This window comes from Thermomonospora catenispora (genome assembly GCF_006363815.1).
GTDB lineage: Bacteria > Actinomycetota > Actinomycetes > Streptosporangiales > Streptosporangiaceae > Thermomonospora > Thermomonospora catenispora.
In genome coordinates, this window is record NZ_RRYT01000006.1 from 25,943 (window position 1) to 45,642 (window position 19,700).

General features: G+C 73.7%; 18 protein-coding genes. 6 read left to right on the plus strand and 12 right to left on the minus strand.

What is annotated here, in order from left to right; all coding sequences use genetic code 11:
- Positions 1 to 427: 427 nt before the first annotated feature.
- Positions 428 to 790, minus strand: a complete 363-nt coding sequence (locus tag EIO00_RS06895) for a hypothetical protein (protein WP_140176329.1) — start codon at positions 788 to 790, stop codon at positions 428 to 430.
- A gap of 368 nt (positions 791 to 1,158) precedes the next feature.
- Between EIO00_RS06895 and EIO00_RS06900 the strand changes: the two genes are divergently transcribed.
- Positions 1,159 to 1,428 carry a hypothetical protein gene (locus tag EIO00_RS06900; RefSeq protein WP_140176331.1) on the plus strand — a complete coding sequence of 90 codons (270 nt, stop codon included), beginning with the start codon at positions 1,159 to 1,161 and terminating at the stop codon, positions 1,426 to 1,428.
- Positions 1,429 to 1,464: 36 nt separating this feature from the next.
- Here the strand turns inward: EIO00_RS06900 and EIO00_RS06905 are convergent, their stop codons facing one another.
- Positions 1,465 to 1,761: an HPF/RaiA family ribosome-associated protein gene (locus EIO00_RS06905; protein ID WP_140176333.1), complete on the minus strand. Its 297-nt coding sequence runs from the start codon at positions 1,759 to 1,761 to the stop codon at positions 1,465 to 1,467.
- Positions 1,762 to 2,071: 310 nt separating this feature from the next.
- Between EIO00_RS06905 and EIO00_RS06910 the strand changes: the two genes are divergently transcribed.
- The gene (locus EIO00_RS06910; protein ID WP_140176335.1) at positions 2,072 to 3,124 is read left to right on the plus strand and encodes a phosphotransferase enzyme family protein; all 1,053 of its coding nucleotides are present in this window, start codon (positions 2,072 to 2,074) and stop codon (positions 3,122 to 3,124) included.
- A gap of 20 nt (positions 3,125 to 3,144) precedes the next feature.
- Entirely contained in the window at positions 3,145 to 3,540 is a 396-nt protein-coding gene (locus tag EIO00_RS06915; protein WP_140176337.1) for a VOC family protein, read from the plus strand.
- Positions 3,541 to 3,553: 13 nt separating this feature from the next.
- On the opposite strand, the gene EIO00_RS06920 is transcribed toward EIO00_RS06915, so the two are convergent.
- On the minus strand, positions 3,554 to 5,008 hold the full coding sequence (locus tag EIO00_RS06920) for a coiled-coil domain-containing protein (protein WP_140176339.1): 1,455 nt from the start codon (positions 5,006 to 5,008) through the stop codon (positions 3,554 to 3,556).
- Positions 5,009 to 5,140: 132 nt separating this feature from the next.
- Between EIO00_RS06920 and EIO00_RS06925 the strand changes: the two genes are divergently transcribed.
- The gene (locus EIO00_RS06925; RefSeq protein ID WP_140176341.1) at positions 5,141 to 5,863 is read left to right on the plus strand and encodes a (2Fe-2S)-binding protein; all 723 of its coding nucleotides are present in this window, start codon (positions 5,141 to 5,143) and stop codon (positions 5,861 to 5,863) included.
- 162 nt (positions 5,864 to 6,025) lie between these two features.
- On the opposite strand, the gene EIO00_RS25090 is transcribed toward EIO00_RS06925, so the two are convergent.
- The 3 genes from EIO00_RS25090 to hrpA form a co-directional block, all read right to left on the minus strand.
- Positions 6,026 to 6,313, minus strand: coding sequence for a flavin-dependent monooxygenase (locus EIO00_RS25090; protein ID WP_241661184.1), 288 nt, complete (start codon positions 6,311 to 6,313; stop codon positions 6,026 to 6,028).
- Positions 6,310 to 7,161 carry an FAD-dependent monooxygenase gene (locus EIO00_RS06930; RefSeq protein WP_241661185.1) on the minus strand — a complete coding sequence of 284 codons (852 nt, stop codon included), beginning with the start codon at positions 7,159 to 7,161 and terminating at the stop codon, positions 6,310 to 6,312. Before EIO00_RS06930 ends, EIO00_RS25090 begins: the two co-directional genes overlap by 4 nt.
- A gap of 150 nt (positions 7,162 to 7,311) precedes the next feature.
- The gene (hrpA, locus tag EIO00_RS06935; protein ID WP_206664062.1) at positions 7,312 to 11,223 is read right to left on the minus strand and encodes an ATP-dependent RNA helicase HrpA; all 3,912 of its coding nucleotides are present in this window, start codon (positions 11,221 to 11,223) and stop codon (positions 7,312 to 7,314) included.
- A gap of 247 nt (positions 11,224 to 11,470) precedes the next feature.
- Here hrpA and EIO00_RS06940 point away from each other — a divergent pair, with 247 nt between their 5' ends.
- On the plus strand, positions 11,471 to 11,947 hold the full coding sequence (locus tag EIO00_RS06940) for an ester cyclase (RefSeq protein ID WP_241661186.1): 477 nt from the start codon (positions 11,471 to 11,473) through the stop codon (positions 11,945 to 11,947).
- A gap of 10 nt (positions 11,948 to 11,957) precedes the next feature.
- On the plus strand, positions 11,958 to 13,025 hold the full coding sequence (locus tag EIO00_RS06945) for a nitronate monooxygenase (RefSeq protein WP_140176343.1): 1,068 nt from the start codon (positions 11,958 to 11,960) through the stop codon (positions 13,023 to 13,025).
- On the opposite strand, the gene EIO00_RS06950 is transcribed toward EIO00_RS06945, so the two are convergent.
- The 6 genes from EIO00_RS06950 to EIO00_RS06975 all read right to left on the minus strand — a co-directional run bounded on the left by EIO00_RS06950 (position 13,019) and on the right by EIO00_RS06975 (position 19,515).
- Positions 13,019 to 14,023: an aldo/keto reductase gene (locus EIO00_RS06950; RefSeq protein WP_140176345.1), complete on the minus strand. Its 1,005-nt coding sequence runs from the start codon at positions 14,021 to 14,023 to the stop codon at positions 13,019 to 13,021. The genes EIO00_RS06945 and EIO00_RS06950 overlap by 7 nt on opposite strands.
- A 25-nt stretch (positions 14,024 to 14,048) precedes the next feature.
- Positions 14,049 to 15,311 (minus strand): ROK family transcriptional regulator, encoded by a 1,263-nt coding sequence (locus tag EIO00_RS06955; protein ID WP_175596148.1) that lies wholly within the window; start codon positions 15,309 to 15,311, stop codon positions 14,049 to 14,051.
- Positions 15,311 to 16,126 (minus strand): ATP-binding cassette domain-containing protein, encoded by an 816-nt coding sequence (locus EIO00_RS06960; protein ID WP_140176572.1) that lies wholly within the window; start codon positions 16,124 to 16,126, stop codon positions 15,311 to 15,313. The genes EIO00_RS06955 and EIO00_RS06960 overlap by 1 nt, the downstream gene beginning before the upstream one ends.
- A 166-nt stretch (positions 16,127 to 16,292) precedes the next feature.
- On the minus strand, positions 16,293 to 17,540 hold the full coding sequence (locus EIO00_RS06965; RefSeq protein ID WP_241661187.1) for a sugar ABC transporter permease: 1,248 nt from the start codon (positions 17,538 to 17,540) through the stop codon (positions 16,293 to 16,295).
- Positions 17,541 to 17,582: 42 nt separating this feature from the next.
- Complete coding sequence (locus EIO00_RS06970; protein ID WP_140176351.1) at positions 17,583 to 18,371, minus strand: ATP-binding cassette domain-containing protein; 789 nt, start codon at positions 18,369 to 18,371, stop codon at positions 17,583 to 17,585.
- A gap of 64 nt (positions 18,372 to 18,435) precedes the next feature.
- Positions 18,436 to 19,515 (minus strand): sugar ABC transporter substrate-binding protein, encoded by a 1,080-nt coding sequence (locus tag EIO00_RS06975; RefSeq protein WP_140176353.1) that lies wholly within the window; start codon positions 19,513 to 19,515, stop codon positions 18,436 to 18,438.
- Between the last annotated feature and the right edge of the window lie 185 nt (positions 19,516 to 19,700).

Genomic DNA, 19,700 nt, shown 5'->3' on the forward strand with positions numbered 1-19,700 from the left:
GGCGCGACGGGCTCGCCGCGGGTCCGGAACGCGGGCACGCGGCCGCCGGCCTTGGAGGCCCGAAGAAGAAGCGAGGGGACACCGGCGCGGGGCGGAACGCCCGAGAGATCGCCGCGGATCGGCGGCGGGGCCGGCGTCGGCGAACCCCGCCTGGCGGGCGGGGCGCCACCGTTATTCGGTCTGGGCTGTCGTCATCCTGCTTGACGGTCGGTTGACCGTCGCCGTACCTCGAGGATGCATACGACTACCAAGAACGGACCAAACCCACGCTTTTATTCACCCACGCAGGTAGATCTTTTGAGAATGGAGACCGGAAGGGGCGCCGGGGCGAGCGGGCGCGGGCAGCACGAAGGCCGGCGCGCGACGCGCCGGCCTTGCGAGGACCCTCGCCGAGGGCGAGGAGGACGAGCCTGGATTCAGCGGCGGTTCACAGATGCTGATGAGCGACCGGCCGGGGGCCCGGGAAGACGTGCGAGCCGTCGTCGCGGCGGGGCGCGGCGGTCGGAGGCATCGGCGCGGCCGGAGGCATCGGCGCGGGCGGCGCCGCGGGGGCGGGGGGCGCGGCGGGCGCCACGGCGCCCCGCTGCTCGCCCATGATCAGCGAGAGGGCCCGCGCGGCGTCGGCGTCCATCCGGACGATGACGCTGGGTCGCCCGGCGGAGTCCACGAAGGGTGACACGCCGGGAGCGCTGGTCACCCCTCTCCGCTCGAGCGCCTGTCGCAGCTCCTCACGGAGCTCGTGCGCGATCCACAGGGCTTCACGATCGCTGTCGGACAGGTGTGCGTTCATCGCGATCTCCGGGGGGTCACGCCTGGGGGCCTGCGGGCTATCCTGCTCCGTACATTGTGCAGGTGCAAGGTCTAATGCACGTGCATTTCAGGAAAAGATCACCCGTAACCTTCCCGGCCGACGCTCGTTGCCCCCTCGCCTTCGACGCATCGCGCACAGATGATCACCGAAAGCGCCGATCGGGCCTCCGCCCCTCTCCGGCGCCGCCCGTCTTCGGCCCCCTCGTGCACTGACATGACCTGACATGCCGGCCCTGTCTGTGCAGAACGGTTGAAGATTTCAACGATCGTGCGCAAGCTGTCCCCTGTGCGCGAAGGTCGGGGGCCACAGCGCCTTCGCGTCGACCCCGACGTGACAGGACACCGTTGATGTTCCAGATATGGGAGAGCGGCGAACCGGCCCGGTTCGTCAGCGACGCCGACACTCTCCGGGGAGCGCTGGACAAGGTCGACACCATGTGCCGGCTGCGGTACGACCAGGCGGCCGCCGACCTCGAACAACCCGAGGACGGCTACCGCTTCGAGATCCGCGACGAGCACGGCACTCCGCTGGCCAGCCTGACCTATCGGCCCGACCCCAGCCGCCCCTACCAGAGTGTGCTGACAGAGGAGCTGCTGCGACAGCACGAGGACTCCTGAGCGGTGGCGGCGCGTCCCGGGGACGCGCCGCCACCGTCAGGCGGTCCGACGGGTCAGCCGCTCCCGCATCAGATCGATCGCCTCCGGCAGGCTGGGCGCGGCCGCCTGAGCGCGCACCCTGCGGCCCTGCAGATCCACCACGGCCTGGGCCAGAGCCGGGCGGGGCGCCGCGTTCCGCAGCATCGTGAGCGTCACCTGAGCCGACGACACCCGGTCCCGCACACCGGTCAGCGCCGCGCGCACCGCGCGCTCGGCCATCGCCACGTGGTCCCCGGTGACCTTGCCGGACGTCACCGTCCGCACCGGCGGTGCGGCGTCGACGGTGTCGTTCATCCGACCTCCTCTCCGCGCGTCTTTCCGGACCTCTCCGGATCTCGCTTCGGACTCCCTGCGACCTCGTGCGGACGCCGCGCGGCCGAACGCGCGCGACGCCGCCCCATCCGGCTAGACAGCCGTGACCGTCGGTGCGTTCCCGCCGACGGCGTAAGGTGCATCACGCCCCTCGACGGCGGCGCGCGGCGCGTCACGTCCGGCGATGCGACGGGCTTTCGCCGCGACGGACCGCGCGGTAGCGTCGTGCGCTGAACATCAGTTCGAGGACCCCGTCAGCGCAACGCCTGGTGAGGCTGACATGGAGCCCGGGATGCCGTCCGACACCGAGTCGTCCGCACCGCCCGCACCGCGCCTGCTGCGCCGCTGGGACCTGGGCGACGCGCACCGGATAGCACCGCTGCCGCAGGACGGGCCGCATCGCGCCTGGCGGGTGGAGACCGCCGCGGGCGTCGTGCTGCTCAAACGGTACGAGGCCGGCGCCGACCGGCGACGGGTGCTGTTCGAGCACTCGGTGCGGACGGCGCTGGACGAGGCCGGACTCCCGGTGCCCGCTCCGGTGCCCGCCCGGGACGGCCGCACGCTGGTGCGGGCCGACGGGCAGGGCCATGCGGTGTTCCCGTGGACGGACGGCACCCGCCGTGGAGGGCTGGAGCTGTCGCTGCGCCAGTGCCATGAGCTCGGGCGGCTGCTGGGGCGGCTGCACGCCGAGTTGGACCGGCTGACCCCGCCGGTGCAGCAGAGCCTGCTGGTGCCCACCAGCCGCGCCGCCGACGCCGTGGCCGCCCTGGACGGGCTGCTGGCCGCCCTGCCGCAGGACGGCGACGACTTCGCCGCGCTGGCCCGGCGGCGGCTGGCCGAGCGACGGGCGCTGCTGGTGGAGCTGGCCGACCACCAGCCGCCGGAGGCCGAGGCGTTCGCGGTCGGCTACGTCCACGGCGCCTTCGACGCCCGCAACGTGCTGTACGGCCGCACCCGGCAGGTCGCCGCCGTCGTCGGATGGGGCGGGCTGCGGATCGCCCCGTTCGCCGAGGACCTGGTGCGCGCGGCGGCGGCGCTCTTCGCCGGGCACGGGGAGGAGCGCGGGCTGGACCTGGACCGGGCCCAGGCGTTCGTGGCCGGTCATCGCACCGCGTTCCCCCTGGACCCGGGTCAGATCTGCTCGGCGGTGCACCGGCTGTGGTGGGAGCGCCTGTGCGACCTGGGCCCGTTGCGACGGCACTATCTGGAACGCCGCGATCCGGCGGGCGCGGCGGACGCGGCGCTGGTGTCCTGGTGGACGCAGAACCTGGACCGCACCCTGGAGACGTTCGCCGCCCCCTACCGCGTCCCCGCCGGTCAGGCCGAGCGGCTGGACGTCCCGTGACGGGCCGATAGGGTCCGGTCATGGACGTGCTCAGCAGTCGCATCCTGCTGCGCCCGGTCGATCCGGCGCGCAGCCACCGCTTCTACCGGGACGTCCTGGGCCTGGCCGTGTACCGCGAGTTCGGGCCGCCCGAGGAGCCCGGGGCGGTCTACTTCCTCGGGCAGGGCCTGCTGGAGGTCTCCGGCCGCTCCGACGGCGCGCCGCCGGGCCCGCTGATGCTCTGGCTCCAGGTGCGCGACGTGGCGGCCGAGCACCGCAGGCTGCGCGAGGCGGGGGTCACGGTGCTGCGCGAACCCCGGCAGGAGCCGTGGGGCCTGATCGAGATGTGGATCGCCGACCCCGACGGGGTGCGGATCGTCCTGGTGGAGGTGCCGCCCGACCATCCGCTCCGCCGCGACCAACGGCCCCTGCCGTGAGGCCGCACGTCCGTCAGGGCCGGGCGTACAACGGGTCCTCCCGGTTCTCGTCGCCGTCCCGCCGCCCGGACTCGCCGCCGGTCCGCTGGCCGGTCTGCTGGTCGGCGGAGTAGGCGGGGGCGCGGGAGGGCACCGACGATCCGCCGGCGGTGTCGGGGACGGTGGCCGCCGGGAACGGTCCCGTCCCGCTCATCGCGTTCCCTCCGGGAACGGGGATCCCGCCGGTCGCCTTCCCCGTCGTCACCCCGGGCAGCACGCCGGCCTGCCGCTGGCTGAGGAGGGTGTCGACCTGGCGGCGGGCGCGGTCGGCCTCGGCGCGGGCCGCGTCCCGTTCGGCCGCCAGCGCCGACATCGCCGCCTGCAGCTCGGCCACCGACTGGGCCAGGTGCTGGATCTGGGCGGACTGCTCGGCGGCGCGCGCGTTGGCCTGATCGCGTTCGGCGATCGCCTGCTGCGCCTGGGCCAGCGCGGCGTCGCGCTCGCCGACCGCCTCGGTCCGCTGGGCGGAGGCCCGCTGCGCCTCGGCCTCGGCCTCGGCCTGGGCGCGGCGCGCGGCGCTGCGCTCCTCCTCGGCCTTGGCGGCGGCCTGCAACGCCTGCTGCCGTGCGGCCTCGGCCTCCTTGACGACGGCACGCAGCTCTTCGACGGTCTTCCGGGCGGCCTCGGTCTCGGCCCGCTGCGCCTCCACCGCCGCCTCGGCCTCGGCCAGGCGGGAGTGCAGCGACACCAGCTCGGCGCGGCTGGACTCCAGCGCGGCCAGCAGCTCGCTCTCCCGGGCGGCGACCCGGTCGCGCTCGGACTCGGCCGCCTGTTTGGCCGCCACCGCCTGCTGAGCCAGCTGCTGGGCCTCCTTCCAGGCCTGCTGGGCGGCGTCCCGCTTGGCGGTGGCAGTCTTGGCCTCCTGGCGGGCGCGGCGCGCCTCCTCCTCGGCGGCCTCCATCCGCCGGCGGGCCTGGGCGGCCTCGTTCCGGGCCTCCTCGGCCTGCTGCAGGGAGATCTCGCGTTCGCTCTGCGCCACGGCCAGTTCGCGGGCCGCCTCGGCGCGGATCTCGGCGATCCGCCGCTCCACCCCCGCCACGCTCAGCTCGGAGGTCAGCGACTCGGCCAGCCCGTCGGCCACCTTCTCCAGCCGTTCGACGATCTCCCAGGTCCAGGCGACCTGTCCGGTCAGCCCCGGGGCGTCGCGGTTGCGTTCGCGGCGGCTGCGGGCCTCGCGGGCGCAGGCGCCGTCGTTGTCCTGGCAGTACCGGATGGTGCGGACGCCGCCGACCGGCTGGGGCACCGGGCGGCCGCAGTTGGCGCAGGGCCACACGGCGACGGGGTCCCCCACCCGGGCCACCCCCGTCCGGGCACCGGTCTCCGCGTCGGTCGTGTCGGGGCGGGTCGCAGCGTCCCCCTGAACGCCTCGCTCGCCGGAGCGCGCGACCAGGTCCGTGCTCTCGGCGCCGGGCTCCTCGCTGTTCGACATGTTCTGAACCTTACGCAGTCGACCGACGAGGCTGCAGCGACTTGTGCGCACTTGCGGTGAATCGTCCCTGATCGGGGCATATGTGGGGTGATCCAGGTCGGTTCTCCGGCCCGCCCGTCCTATACTCCGACCGTGCCGACGGCCCGCCGGGACGATTCCGCCGTCCCCACCGCCGAGGCGCTGGCCGACGTCGCCGCCCTCGGCCCGTTCTTCGCCGTCTCCATCGACCCGGCCGAGGCGGCCGACCCGTCGTGGCGGCCGTTCCCCGACGGCGTCGAGCGCCTGATCGAGACGACCGCGGCCCGCCTGGGCGCCGTCGAGCCCCGGGTCGCCGCCTCCACGGCGCAGCTGTCCCTGGCCGCCCGCCTGTGGTCCCCGGTGCTGGGCTGCGCGCTGCTGCACGGCGTCGTGCCCGACCTGACGCCGCTGCGGCATCGGGCCGCCGAGGACGGCGTCGTCCCATTGTGGCTGGAGCGGGTGCGGGGCCGGCGTTGCGCAGGGGCGCAGGAGCTGGCCGAGGCCGCGTATCGCGCGGTGGCGGAGGGGCGGCTCCAGGCGATCAACGCCGCCGTGCGGGAACGGGTCCCCCTCGCCGAGGGCCTGCTGTGGGGGAACGCCGCCTCGGCCCTGATCGGGACGCTCCGGGTCATCGTCGCGGCCCGTCCCGCCCACGCCGACGCCGCCCGCGACCTGGCCGTCCGCCTGCTGGGCATGGGCCGTCTGCGGGGCGGCGGGGTGCTGCGCGGTCCCGGCCTGCTCTTCCGCCGCCGCAGCTGCTGCCTGTACTACCGGGTCCCCGGCGGGGGCCTGTGCGGCGACTGCTGTCTGGAGGAGCCGCCCGCCGGGCGCCGCTGAGCCGCCCTCATGCCGGGCTCGGGCGCTCCGCCGGCGCCCCGGATGCGCGCCTTCCCCGGCCCGCACCGGGCCGCGGGCCGGGACGCCTCGGCTCGGCGGGCCCGAGGGCGAGGGGTCCGGACCCCTCGCCCTCGGGCCGGGAAGACGGATCGGGGAGGCCGGTCAGGGAGGCGTCGTCCAGGACAGGATGGGGGCCGGGGAACGCAGCAGGACGGACCCGGGGGTCAGGCGCATCAGGGCGTCGCGGAGGGCGACGGCCGGCGGCGAGCCCCACTGGGCCACGGCGCCCGCCAGGCGGGACCGGCGGGCGATGCGCCGAGTGCGGGGACGGCGCGCGGCGTCATAGGCGGCGAGCGCCTCCGCGACGGTGGGGCGGGCGTCGAGGAGGGCGGCGAGGGTGACCGCGTCCTCGAGCGCCCGGCAGGCGCCCTGCCCCAGGTCGGGGGTCATGGCGTGGGCGGCGTCCCCGAGCAGCGCGACACGGCCGCGGACGAAGGTCGGCACCGGGGGCAGCCGTTCGATGTCGTGGCGCAGCACGTCCGCGGGCGACGCCGACTCCAGCAGGGCGGGGATGGGGTCGTGCCAGGCGCCGAAGCGGCGGCGCAGCTCGGCCAGCTCGCCGTCCGGGCTGCGTCCGCCGGGCGGCACGGTGGCGGCGGCGAAGCAGTAGACCCGGCCGTCGGCCAGCGGGGCCATCCCGAACCGGGCCCCCTCCCCCAGGTCTCCCCGCCGACGCCGATCGGCTCGGCGGGCCGGGTCAGCAGCCGCCAGGCGGTGTACCCGGCGTATCGGGGCGGTCGCGCCTCGGGCCACAGGCGGCGGCGGACGGCGCTGCGGACGCCGTCCGCGGCGACGAGGAGATCGGCGCGGGCGACGCCGCCGGCATGGACGACCTCGACCCCCTCGGGGTCGGTCCGCACGTCGGTGACCTCGGCGGACAGGACCAGGTCGGCGCGGGCGGCGGCCTGCCGCAGGGCGGCCAGCAGGTCGGCCCGATGCATCATCACCAGCGGCCCGTGGCGGCGGATCAGCTCGGCCACGTCGGTGCGGATCAGCCAACGGCCGGAGGGCGTGCGCATGCCGACCTCGGCCTGGGGGACGGCGCGGTCCCGCACCCGGTCGCCGACGCCGAGGGCGTCCAGGGCGCGCAGGGCGTTGGGCCACAGGGAGATCCCCGCGCCGACCTCGGTGAGCCCGGAGGAGCGTTCCAGCACCCGGACGCTCCAGCCGCGGGCGGTCAGCGCGGCCGCCGCCGCCAGCCCGCCGATCCCGCCTCCGGCCACCACCGCGGTCGGCATGACCCGCCCCCTTCGCGCTCGAGGAGCACCGTTCCACTCTATGAGCGCGTCCCGACACGGCGGCGGGAGGGCCGCGGGGGGCCGCTCGCCGGCGACGCCGGGCGGGGCGACGCCGGCTCGAGGCGGTCGTCGCCCCGCCGCGGCCGTCCCTCACCCGGTGATCTGGGCGATGGCCTTGCGGATGCGCTTGTCGGAGACCGGGTAGCGGGTGCCCAGTCGCTGGGCGAACAGGCTGACCCGCAGCTCCTCGATCATCCAGCGGATCTGCCGGACGGCCTCCTCGTCGCGGCGGGCCGGGGGCAGCCGGCGCAGCAGGTCGTCGTACTCCTCCCGGATCCGGTGCACCTGCTGCATGAGCTGCCGGTCGCGGACGGGGTTCTCCGGCAGCTTGTCCAGCCTGGCCTCCATCGCCCGCAGGTAGCGCAGCAGGTCGGGCAGGCGCGCGCAGCCGGTGGCGGCGACGAAGCCCGGGGCGATCAGCTCGTCGAGCTGGGCGCGCAGATCCGTCAGCGACGGCACCAGGGCGAGGCCGGCGGCGCCGCGCAGCCGCCGATCGACCTCGTGGGCGACCCGCAGGATCCGTTCGACCTGGCCCACGACGGCCGCGGTGGCGTCGACGAGCTCGGCGCGGACGTGGTCGTGGAGCTTGGCGAAGCCCTCCTCGTCCCAGGCCGGGCCTCCGGCGTCGGCCATCAGCCTGTCGGCGGCGGCGGTGACGCAGTCGTCGAACAGGGCGGCGACCGAGCCGTGCGGGTTGCGGCTGAGCACGAGCCTGGCCTGGCCGCTCAGGCCGTCGTGCACGAGTTTGACCGGGGAGGGGGAGTTCAACAACAGCAGCCGGCGGGTGCCGCGCCACATGGCCTGCCGTTGCTCGGCGGGCGTCTCGTACAGGCGGACGGCCACGCTGTCGCCCTCGTCGGTGAGCGCGGGGAACGCCTTGACCGCATAACCGTCCCGCCTGCGCTCGTACACCCGGGGGAGCTCGCCGATGCTCCAGGTCCTCAGGCCGCGGCGTTCGACGCCGTCCTTGCGCGCCGCGGCCTGCAGGGTGCCGCGCATCCTGCTCTTGAGCCGGCGTTTGAGCTCCTCCAGGTCCTTGCCCTCGGCGACGGTGCGGTCCCGCTCGTCGACCACCCGGAAGGTCATCTTCAGATGGTCGGGGACGCGGGAGAGGTCCCAGGCGTCGCGGGGGACGGTGACGCCGGTCATGGCGCGCAGCTCCCGCTCCAGCGCCTCCAGCAGCGGCCCCTCCTGCGGCGTCATCCGCTGCAGCGCCCTGCGGGCCACGTCGGGGGCGGGCACGAAGTTCACCCGCAGCCGCTTGGGCAGCGAGCGGATCAGCTCGGTGACCAGCTCGGCCCGCAGCCCGGGGATCTGCCAGTCGAACCCCTCCGGCGAGACCTGGTTGAGCAGCTGGAGCGGGATGTGGACGGTCACGCCGTCGGAGCCGGCGGCGTCCTCGCCCGGTTCGAACAGGTACGTCAGGCGGAGCCGCAGCGGCCCCTGGCGCCACTCGTCGGGATAGTCGTCCTCGCTGATCTGGCCCGCGCCCTCGTTGATCAGCATCTGCTTGGTGAAGTTCAGCAGGTCGGGGCGGGTGCGGCGGGCCTTCTTCCACCAGGCGTCGAAGTGCCGGACCGAGACCACCTCGGCGGGGATCCGCCGGTCGTAGAAGTCGAACAGGGTCTCGTCGTCGACGAGGATGTCGCGGCGGCGGGCCCGGTGCTCCAGGTCCTCCACCTCTTCGAGCAGGGCCCGGTTCTCGTGGAAGAACGCATGGTGGGTGTTCCACTCGCCGCCGACGAGGGCGTGCCGGATGAACAGCTCCCGCGACAGCTCCGGATCGATGCGGCCGTAGTTGACGCGCCGGCGGGGCACGATCGGGATGCCGTACAGGGTGACCCGCTCGTACGCCATCGCCGCGCCCTGCTTGGCGGACCAGTGCGGCTCGCTGTAGGTGCGCTTGACCAGGTGCTGGGCCAGCGGCTCGATCCACTCCGGCTCGATCCTGGCGTTGACCCGGGCCCACAGCCGGGAGGTCTCCACCAGCTCGGCCGACATCACCCACCGCGGCGGCTTCTTGAACAGCCCCGACCCCGGGAAGATCGCGAAGCGGGCGTTGCGGGCGCCGAGGTAGTCGCGTTTCTCCGGGTCCATCAGCCCCACGTGCGACAACAGCCCGGCCAGCAGCGAGCGGTGGATCGCCTCGGGCGCGGCGTCGGCGGTGTTGGGGGTGAGGCCGAGGCCGCGGGCGATCTGGGTGAGCTGGCCGTGCAGGTCCTGCCATTCGCGCACGCGCAGGTAGTGCAGGAACTCGTTCCGGCACATCCGGCGGAACTGGCCGCCGGACAGCTCTTTTTGCCTGTCCTGCAGGTAGTTCCACAGGTTGAGGTAGGCCAGGAAGTCCGAGGAGGGGTCGGCGAAGCGGCGGTGCTTCTCGTCGGCCGCCTGCTGCTTGTCGGCGGGGCGCTCGCGGGGGTCCTGGATGGACAGGGCGGAGACGATGACCAGCACCTCGCGCAGGCAGCCGTTCTTGTCGGCCTCCAGCACCATCCGTCCCAGCCGCGGGTCGATGGGCAGCTGGGCCAGCTTGCGGCCCAGCGGGGTGAGCCGCCGGCGCCGCCCCTGACCGTCCGGCTCGAAGGCGCCCAGCTCGTGCAGCAGGTTGACGCCGTCTTTGATGTTGCGGCGGTCCGGCGGGTCCACGAACGGGAACTCGGTGATCTCGCCCAGGCCCAGGTGGGTCATCTGCAGGATGACCGACGCCAGGTTGGTGCGCAGGATCTCCGGGTCGGTGAAGCGGGGCCGGGAGGCGAAGTCCTCCTCGGAGTACAGCCGGATGCAGATGCCCTCGCTGGTGCGTCCGCAGCGGCCCTTGCGCTGGTCGGCCGAGGCCTGGGAGATCGGCTCGATCGGCAGCCGCTGCACCTTGAGGCGGTGGCTGTAGCGGGAGATCCGGGCGGTGCCGGGGTCGATGACGTATTTGATGCCCGGCACCGTCAGGGAGGTCTCGGCGACGTTGGTGGCCAGCACGATCCGGCGGCCCCGGTGCGGCTGGAACACCCGGTGCTGCTCGGCCGCCGACAGCCGCGCGTACAGCGGCAGGATCTCGGTGTCGGGCAGGTTCCGTTTGGCCAGCGCGTCGGCGGTGTCGCGGATCTCCCGCTCGCCGGAGAGGAACACCAGGATGTCGCCCGGCCCCTCGGCGCGCAGCTCGTCGACGGCGTCGCAGATCGCCTGGACCTGGTCGCGATCGGGGTCGGCGTCGGGGTCGTCGGGGTCGACGATCGGCCGGTAGCGGACCTCGACCGGGTAGGTGCGGCCGGAGACCTCCACGATCGGGGCATCGCCGAAGTGCCGGGAGAACCGCTCGGGGTCGATGGTCGCCGAGGTGATGATCACCTTCAGGTCGGGCCGGCGCGGCAGGATCTCCTTGAGGTAGCCGAGCAGGAAGTCGATGTTGAGGCTGCGCTCGTGCGCCTCGTCGATGATGATCGTGTCGTAGGCGCGCAGCAGCCGGTCGCCGGCGATCTCCGCCAGGAGGATGCCGTCGGTCATCAGCTTGACCAGCGTGTCCTCACCGGAGGTGTCGGTGAACCGCACCTTGTAGCCGACGATCTCACCGAGCCGGCTGTCCAGCTCCTGGGCGATCCGGTCGGCGACCGTGCGGGCCGCCAGCCGCCGCGGCTGGGTGTGCCCGATGGTCCCGAGCACGCCCCGGCCCAGCTCCAGGCAGATCTTGGGCAGCTGGGTGGTCTTGCCCGATCCGGTCTCCCCCGCCACGACCACGACCTGGTGGTCGCGGATCGCCGCGGCGATCTCGTCCTTCTTCTGGCTGACCGGCAGCTCGGCCGGGTAGGTGATGGGCGGCACGGCGGCGCGCCGGCGCGCCACCCGGGCCTCGGCCCGCTCCAGGTCGGCCGTGATCTGCCTGATCACCTCGGCGAGCCGGGCCTCGTCGCGCAGTCCCCGGGCCCCGTCGATGCGGCGGCGCAGCCGGTGCCGATCGCGCACCATCAGCTCGGGCAGCCGTTGCCGAAGTTCGCCCAGCGGCGATCTCACGCGTTCCCTCACCCTCGTCGCGCTCGTCGAACCGGCGGGTATGACCTGCCTGACCTGGATGACCGTAGCCGTCCCGCGGTCAGGCGGCGAACCGTTTTCGTCCGGCGCTGCAAACGCGCCCGTCCCGCCGGGCATTCCCATGGCCGACACCGGCCTGCGCCGTACGGCGTATCGGGATTTATCCACCAATGCACCCGTGCAATCGTGATCAAATCACCTTTCCTGTGTCACAGACCGAGGAGGTTCCGTGCAGAGCGCCCCGGCGGGATCGCCATCGCAGAGCCTTCGTCGGCGACGCGAGGCCGTCGTCCGCGCGCACATGCAGGCCGAGAACGACAGGGACTTCGACCGGGCCCTGGACGCCTTCGACCATCCACGGTACGAGCTGGTGGCCACCGGCCAGGTCTACGACGGCCCCGAGGAGGTCAGAGAGTACTACCGCGCCACCCGGACCGCCTTCCCCGACCAGCGCAACGAGAACGTGGTGCTGCACCACGCCGACGACGCGGTCATCGCCGAGTTCGACCTCAAGGGCACCCACCTGGGGCCGTTCCTGGGCCTGGAGCCGACCGGCCGGACCTTCAGCTGCCGCATGGCGGCGGTCTTCGAGTTCGACGGCGACCGGATCGCCTGCGAGCGGGTGTACTTCGACCTGGCCACGATCGCCGGGCAGCTGGGGCTGCTGGACCGGCTGGCCGGACCGGACGCCCGGAGGCCCGGATAAGCTCCCCCCGATGGCCACGACACGAGGCGACCTGCGCGACCTGATCCGTCATCCGATCATCGCCGCCCCCATGGCCGGCGGGGTCAGCGGTCCCGCCCTGGCCGCGGCGGTCTCCCGGGCCGGCGGACTGGGCTTCCTGGCCGGCGGATACAAGGACGCCGCCCGACTGCGAGAGGAGATCACCCGACTCCGGGCGACGACCGAGGCGTTCGGGGTGAACCTGTTCGTGCCCGGCGCGTGCGCGGCCGACCCGGCGGCGCTCGAGGCCTACCGCGAGCGGCTCAGGCCCGAGGCCTCCCGGCTCGGCGTCGAGCCGGGCGAACCGCGGGCGGGGGACGACGACTGGGACGCCAAGATCGAGGACCTGCTGGCCGACCCGGTGCCGGTGGTGAGCTTCACCTTCGGCTGCCCCTCCCGGGAGGTGATCGAGGCGTTCCGCGCCCGGGGGACGCTGGTGATGGTGACCGTGACCACCCCGCAGGAGGCCCGCCGCGTCCCCGCCGCCGACGCCCTGTGCGTGCAGGGCGGCGAGGCCGGCGGACATCGCGGCTCGTTCGCCGGAGCGGAGGACCCGCCCGCCTACGGGGTGCGGGAGCTGGTGACGGCGGTGCGCGAGGTCACCGACGTTCCGCTGGTGGCCGCCGGCGGGCTGGCCACCGGCGAGGACGTGGCGGAGGTGCTGGCGCGCGGGGCGATCGCCGCCCAGGTCGGCACCGCGTTCCTGCGCACCCCCGAGAGCGGGGCGCCGCCGGCCCACAAGGCGGCGCTGGTCGACGCGCGGTTCGCCGCCACCGCGGTCACCCGGGCGTTCACCGGGCGGCCCGCCCGCGGGCTGGTCAACCGCTTCATGTCCGAGCACGGCCCGCACGCCCCCGCCGCCTATCCGCACGTGCACCACATCACCGCTCCGCTGCGGCGGGCGGCGGCGCAGCGGGGCGAGGCGGACGCGATGGCGTTGTGGGCGGGCACGGGCCACCGGCTGGCCGCGGAGCTGCCCGCGGAGCAGGTGCTGGAGAGGCTGCTGCCGCCGGGACGGCGCCCTCCCCGCCGGCGGTCCCTCGACAGCGGTCCTCAGTAGCGTCCGCCCACCGGCGGCGGCACCGCGTCCAGCTCGGCCAGGTCCTCCTCCGTCAGCTCCAGGTCCGCCGCCGCGGCGTTCTCCCGCAGATAGCGGAGCTTCTTGGTGCCGGGGATGGGGATGACGTGCTCGCCCTGGGCCAGCAGCCAGGCGATCGCCACCTGGGCGGGCGTGGCGCCGTGCCGCTCGGCGACCCGGCGGACGACCTCCACGATCCGCAGGTTCTGCCGCAGCGCCTCCTCCCGGAACCGCGGGCTGCGGCTGCGCACGTCCGCGTCATCGAAGTCCGCCGAGGTGATGGTGCCGGTGAGGAACCCCCGGCCCAGCGGAGAGAACGGCACGAACACGGCGCCGTGCGCCGCGCACCAGCCGACCACGTCGCCGGGGCCGTGGGCGGCCAGCTCGCCCGCGCCGAGCGAGCCTCCGGCGGTGCCGCCGGGGACGCCCATCGGGTCGCGGGTCCACAGCGACATCTCCGACTGGATCGCCGCGACCGGGTGGACGGCGTGCGCCTCCTCGGCCTGGGCGACGGTGACCTCCGACAGCCCCAGACGGCGGACCTTGCCCTCGGCGACCAGCTCGGCCATCGCGCCCCAGGTGTCGACCAACGGCACCGCGGGGTCGACCCGGTGCAGGTAGTACAGGTCGATCACGTCGGTGCCCAGCCGCCGCAGGCTCTCCTCCACGGCGGCGCGGATGTGCTCGGGACGGCCGTCGCGTCCCAACCGACCGTCCGCCTCCGGCCGCAGCCCCGCCTTGGTGGCCAGCACCACCCGGTCGCGCAGCCCCGACAGCGCCCGCCCCAGCAGCGTCTCGTTGTGGCCCAGCCCGTAGACGTCGGCGGTGTCCAGGAACGTCACGCCCAGCTCCACCGCCTCGCGGATCAGCGCGACCGACGCCTCATCATCGCGTTCGGCCGGAGTGTAGGCCCAGCTCATCGGCATGCACCCGAGCCCCACCGCACCGACGGGCCTCCCCGCGAACGTCCGTGTCCTCATCCTCTCCCCCTTCGCCGCGGTCGCCTCAGACCCTGCTGCCGCTGCGGTCCCGCAGCGGGCGCCCGGCCGCCGCCCCGGTGCGCAGCCGGGCCAGCACCTCCAGCGGATCGTTCAGCACCTCGGAGAACGCCAGCTCGGCGGCGCCGACCAAGGTGGTGTCCTCGCCCAGCTCGGCGGTGCGCAGCCGGACCCGTTCCCGGGAGGCGGCCATCGCACCGGTCGCCAGCCGGCTGCGGACCTGGGCGGCCGCCCCCAGGTAGATGTCGCGCAACGTGCCGCCGAAGATCACCATCTCCGGGTTGAAGACGTTGACCAGGTTGGCCACGCCCAGCCCCAGCCAGTCCCCCACCCGGTGCAGGGCCTCCCGGGCGGCCGAATCGCCCCGGTCGGCGGCCTCCAGCACCGCCTGCACCGCCTCCCGGCCGCCCAGCTCGGCCACCGCGTCCTCCCGGCCGGCGTGCGCCAGCAGCGCCAGCTCGCCGACCTCGGCCTCCAGGCAGCCGCGGGAACCGCAGCCGCAGCGCCGCCCCGCCGGGTTGACCACCATGTGCCCGACCTCGCCGCCGTAGCCGTCGGCGCCCTCCAGCAGCCGGCCGCCGACGATGATGCCGCCGCCGACCCCGACGTCCGCGTGCAGGTACAGCAGGTTCTGGCAGCCGACCCCGACACCGCGGCGATGCTCGGCCAACGCCCCCAGATTGGCGTTGTTGGCGATGGCGACGGTCAGCCCCAGCCCCAGCCGCCGCGACAGCATCTCCCCCAGCGACACGTCGACCGCGCCGATGTTGGGCCCGTAGCGGACCATCCCGTCGGAGCTGCGGACCATGCCGGAGAACGCCGCCCCCGCGCCCACGCACACCGCGTCCGGATCGGCCCGGCGCACCAGCTGGCGGGTGAACGACGCCAACACGCCGACGATCTCATCGGGATCGAACGGTCCACGCGGCCGGGTCGTCTCCCGCCGATCCAAGATCACCCCGCCCAGCCCCACCCGGGCCGCCACCAGGCGATGCACGCCGATCTGGAACGCCAGCACGTACACCCGGGTGGACTCGGGCCGCACCACCAGCGACGGACGGCCCGCCCGCCGGCCGGTGCTGCGCGGCAGCTCCTCGCGCACCACGCCGGCGGCGGTCAGCTCACTGGTCAGCGCCATGATGGTGCTGCGGTTCAACCCCATGCCCTCGGCCAGCTCGGCCCGCGAGGCCGACCCCCGCAGATGGATGTGGCGCAGCAGGGTGCCCAGGTTGTGCCGGCGGACCTCCTCGGGAGACGGTGCGGCGCGCATCATCCCCGACCGGCCCCGCCGCCCGGCCCCGTCCCACGGCCGTGCACCGGCACGGGCCGCCCCGCCTCCACGCCGTCCCCGCTGCGACCGGAGGTGATCAACTCGACGACCTGGGCGTGGGTGACGTCGCTGGCGCGGACCTGCGCGACGGTCCGGCCGAGGAACATCACGCAGATCCGGTCCGCCACGGCGAACACGTCGTTCATGTTGTGCGAGACCAGCACCACGGCCCGCCCCCTGTCGGCCAGCCGCCGCACCACCTCCAGCACCTGACGGCTCTGCGCCACGCCCAGCGCCGAGGTCGGCTCGTCCAGCACCACGACCTTGCTGTCCCACAGCATGGCGCGGGCGATGGCCACGCTCTGCCGCTGCCCGCCCGACAGCGACGAGATCGGCTGCCGCACCGACTTGATGGTGCGCACCGACAGACCGGTCAGGGTGCGGGCGGCCATCTCCTCCATCGCCGCCTCGTCCAGCACCATGCCGCTGCGCCGCTCCCGGCCCAGGAACATGTTCTGCACCACGTCGAGGTTCTCGCACAGCGCCAGGTCCTGGTGGACGATCTCTATCCCCAGCGCGGCGGCCTCACGGGGAGAGCCCACCCGGACCGGCCGGCCCTCGAACAGATACTCGCCGCCGTCCATCGGCAGCATCCCGCCCAGACACTTGATCAGCGTGGACTTGCCGGCCCCGTTGTCGCCGACCAGGGCGGTCACCTCACCGGCGTACGCCGACAGGGCGGCGCCGTGCAGCACCTGCACGGGGCCGAAGCTCTTGTCGACACCGCGCAGATCGAGAACAGGCGTCACGGACATCTCGTCGAGGGGCTCCCACTGGCGCGCCTTCGCCACGGCGGGCGAGACGGTCCCACGCCGGAGCCTATCAGCCGGGACCCGTCGGGCCGGGGCCGAAGATCCAGGCCCCGGCCCGACGACGGGGCGCGACGCCCCCTTGAGGCTCCTTCGACGCTCCCCGGCCGGCTCACCGCCCGGTGGCCGCCTGACGGCGGCGCGCCAACGCGTCGATGCTCGCCGCCAGCAGCAGCACCCCTCCGGTGATCAGCATCTGCATGTACGCCGGCGAACCCAGCAGCCCCAGCCCGTTGATGATCACCGTCACCACCAGGCCGCCCAGCACCGCGTCCCGGGCCCGGCCCTTGCCGCCGAACAGGCTGGTGCCGCCGATCACCGCGGCGCCCACCGCGTACAGCAGCACGTTGCCGGCGCCGGCGTCGGGAGTGACCGAGTTGAGCCGGGAGGCGTCCACCATCCCCGCCACCGCGGCCAGCGTGGAGGCGATCATGAACACCGACATCCGGATCGCGGTCACGTGGATGCCGGCCCGGCGGGCGGCCTCGGCGTTCCCGCCGACCGCGTACACGTGCCGCCCGTAGACGGTGCGGTTGAGCACGAACGTCGCCGTGATCACCAGCACGCCCACCAGCGGCACGCCCCAGGGGACGCCGTTGAGCACGATCGCCGGGCTGGGGGCGCGGTCCAGGCCCATCAGGAACGTGAGGCCCAGCAGCGCCGCCCCCACCACCGCGATCTGCGCGAGCACCAGCCCCAGCGGCCGGCGGGCCAGGCCCCGCCGCCTCTGCCGCCGCCAGCGCAGCAGCTGGGAGGCGGCGAACCAGGCGGTGCACAGCACCGCCAGCGTCCACCCCAGCCAGATCGGCATGTTGTCGTTGGCCAGCGCCACGATCACCTCGTCCCGCACCGGGACGGTGCCGCCCTCGCCGATCAGCCGCAGCGTGACGCCCTGCAGGCCGAGGAACAACGCCAAGGTCACCACGAACGAGGGGATCCGCACCACCGCCACCAGCAGCCCGATGCAGGTGCCGATGACCAGCCCGGTGAGCAGCGCGGCCGGCACGGTGACGTACCAGGGCTGCCCGGCCTCGGTCATCAGCTTGGCCATCACCGCGGCGCACACCCCGCTGGTCACCCCGGCCGACAGGTCGATCTCGCCCAGCAGCAGCACGAACACCAGGCCCAGCGCCAGGATCGTCACCGACATCGCCTGCACGAACAGGTTGGCGATGTTGCGCTCGGACAGGAACGTCTCCGGCCGCAACGCGGTGAACAAGATGACCAGCGAGGCCAGGCTGAAGATCGACGGCAGTGCGCCCAGCTCCCCGCCCCGCACCCGCGCCCAGTAGTCGCGGACCGCCGAGGTGACGGTCTGCTCGCGCCGGTCCAGCGCGAAGTCCGCGTCAGCCACCTTCACGGCGGCCTCCTTGAGGTCGTATGTTGACATGACGGGCCCCGTTCACATGCTCTCGGCGGTCGAGGCGAGGCCCAGGTCGCCCGACCGGCCGGCGGTGATGAGCTCGACCACCTGGGTCGAGGTGACCTCCTCGCGCGCCACGTCCGCGGCCACCCGCCCCAGGTACAGGGCGGTGATCCGGTCGGCCACCTCGAACACGTCGTTCATGTTGTGCGAGATCAGCACCACGGCGTGCCCGGTGTCGGCCAGCCGCCGCACCAGCTCCAGCACCTGCCGGGTCTGCGCCACGCCCAGCGCGGCGGTCGGCTCGTCCAGGATCACCACCTTGGACTCCCACAGCACCGCCTTGGCGATGGCGACGGTCTGCCGTTGCCCGCCCGACAGGCTGGACACCAGCTGCCGCACCGACTTGACGGTGCGCACCGACAGCTTGCTGAGGGTCTGCCGCGCCGACTCCTCCATCGACGCCTCGTCCAGCACCAGGCCCCGGCGGCGCTCCCGCCCCAGGAACATGTTCTGCACGATGTCGAGGTTGTCGGCCAGCGCGAGATCCTGGTAGACGACCTCGATGCCGAGCGCGGCCGCGTCACGGGGGGTGCTGATGCTGACCGGACGCCCCTCGAAGTAGAACTGGCCGGAGTCGATCGGGTGGATGCCGGCGATGCACTTGATCAGGGTGGACTTGCCCGCCCCGTTGTCGCCGACCAGTGCGGTCACCTTCCCCCGGTAGACCGCGAAGTCCACATCGTGCAGGACCTTGACCGCACCGAAGCTCTTGTTGACTCCGGCCAGCCGCAGCACCGGGGTCTTCTCATCGGCTACGTCAGCCACGTCGTTCCTTCCCGACGGCGCGGGACGCCCGGGCCGGGCGGGCGCGGGCGTCCCGCGGCGGCCGTCACTGGATGCCGGCTTCCTTGCACTTGTCGGCGTAGGAGCCCGCGCAGAGCTCCTCCTTCTTGACGAACCCGTCGTCGACGACCTGCTTGACGTTGTCCTTGTAGATCCCGATCGGGGTGAGCAGCACCGACGGCACGTCCCGGTTGCCCTCGGGGTCCTTGGTGGTGCCGTTGGTCTCGGCCTTCTCACCCTTCAGCAGCGAGATCGCCAGCTTGGCCGCGGCCTCGGCCTGCTGCTTGATCGGCTTGTAGACGGTCATGCACTGGGTGCCGTCCAGGATGTTCTGCAGACCCTGCAGGGTGGCGTCCTGACCGGTGACGGCGACCTTCCCGGCGGCCTTGTTCTTCTTCAGGATGGACACCGCGGCGTTGCCGAGCCCGTCGTTGGCGGCCAGCACGCCATCGATCTGGCCGTTGTGCTGGGTCCACATCTGCTCGAAGATCGTGGCGGCGCGCTGGTTGTCCCAGTCCGGGACCGCCTGCTCGGCGACCTTCTTGTAGCCGGACACCTTGTCGAGCACCGAGTGGGCGCCCTGGGCGAACAGGGTGGCGTTGTTGTCGGTGGGGGCGCCGTTGAGGTAGACGATGTTGGCCTGCTTGTCGCCCAGGCACTTCTGCAGGCCCTTGCCCAGCTCCTCGCCGACCTTCACGTTGTCGAAGGAGACGTAGTAGTCCGACACGCCGCCCAGCGTCAGCCGGTCGTAGTCGATGGTCTTGACGCCCTGCTGCTGGGCCTTGCGAGTCACCGCGGCGGCCGAGTTGGAGTCGATGCCGTCGATCAGCAGCACGGTCACGCCGCTGGTGAGCATCTGGTCGGCGATGGTCTGGAAGCGCTGGGCGGAGCCCTCGGCGTTCTGGATGTCGTACTCCACGCCGGCGGCCTTGAACGCCTGCTCCAGGTAGGGGCGGTCGAAGCTCTCGTAGCGGACCGAGGACTTGGTGTCGGGGAGGATCACCCCGACCTTGCCCTTGACCTCGCCGGAGGCGGAGTCGCCTCCGGAGGACTCCTCGCCGCAGGCGGTGAGGGTGAGGGCGGCGGCCGTGGTGAGGGCGGCCAGGCCCAGGAAGCCCTTGCGCATCTGCACGGGTCCTTTCTCGCGTAGCGGCCGCGGATGGCGGCCTCGGGGTGTCGCGGATGATGCGGCAACGCGCGTCGCCCGGCGGGGTCCGGGTCGCGGCCCCGCCGCACGAATGTTGTGCACCGCAACATATGTCGCCGCGACCAGCAGCGCCAGGGGGGAGAGGGCACACATTTGTTGCGAGC

What these genes read in the sequence shown, in the direction of transcription:
- EIO00_RS06905 (WP_140176333.1), bottom strand. Translation starts at nt 1,761, where the DNA reads ATGAACGACACCGTCGACGCCGCACCGCCGGTGCGGACGGTGACGTCC.
- EIO00_RS06950 (WP_140176345.1), bottom strand. Translation starts at nt 14,023, where the DNA reads ATGAGGACACGGACGTTCGCGGGGAGGCCCGTCGGTGCGGTGGGGCTC.
- EIO00_RS06920 (WP_140176339.1), bottom strand. Translation starts at nt 5,008, where the DNA reads ATGTCGAACAGCGAGGAGCCCGGCGCCGAGAGCACGGACCTGGTCGCG.
- EIO00_RS06930 (WP_241661185.1), bottom strand. Translation starts at nt 7,161, where the DNA reads ATGCCGACCGCGGTGGTGGCCGGAGGCGGGATCGGCGGGCTGGCGGCG.
- EIO00_RS06960 (WP_140176572.1), bottom strand. Translation starts at nt 16,126, where the DNA reads ATGTCCGTGACGCCTGTTCTCGATCTGCGCGGTGTCGACAAGAGCTTC.
- EIO00_RS06975 (WP_140176353.1), bottom strand. Translation starts at nt 19,515, where the DNA reads ATGCGCAAGGGCTTCCTGGGCCTGGCCGCCCTCACCACGGCCGCCGCC.
- EIO00_RS06945 (WP_140176343.1), top strand. Translation starts at nt 11,958, where the DNA reads ATGGCCACGACACGAGGCGACCTGCGCGACCTGATCCGTCATCCGATC.
- EIO00_RS06900 (WP_140176331.1), top strand. Translation starts at nt 1,159, where the DNA reads ATGTTCCAGATATGGGAGAGCGGCGAACCGGCCCGGTTCGTCAGCGAC.
- EIO00_RS25090 (WP_241661184.1), bottom strand. Translation starts at nt 6,313, where the DNA reads ATGACCCCCGACCTGGGGCAGGGCGCCTGCCGGGCGCTCGAGGACGCG.
- EIO00_RS06915 (WP_140176337.1), top strand. Translation starts at nt 3,145, where the DNA reads ATGGACGTGCTCAGCAGTCGCATCCTGCTGCGCCCGGTCGATCCGGCG.
- EIO00_RS06910 (WP_140176335.1), top strand. Translation starts at nt 2,072, where the DNA reads ATGCCGTCCGACACCGAGTCGTCCGCACCGCCCGCACCGCGCCTGCTG.
- EIO00_RS06895 (WP_140176329.1), bottom strand. Translation starts at nt 790, where the DNA reads ATGAACGCACACCTGTCCGACAGCGATCGTGAAGCCCTGTGGATCGCG.
- EIO00_RS06955 (WP_175596148.1), bottom strand. Translation starts at nt 15,311, where the DNA reads ATGCGCGCCGCACCGTCTCCCGAGGAGGTCCGCCGGCACAACCTGGGC.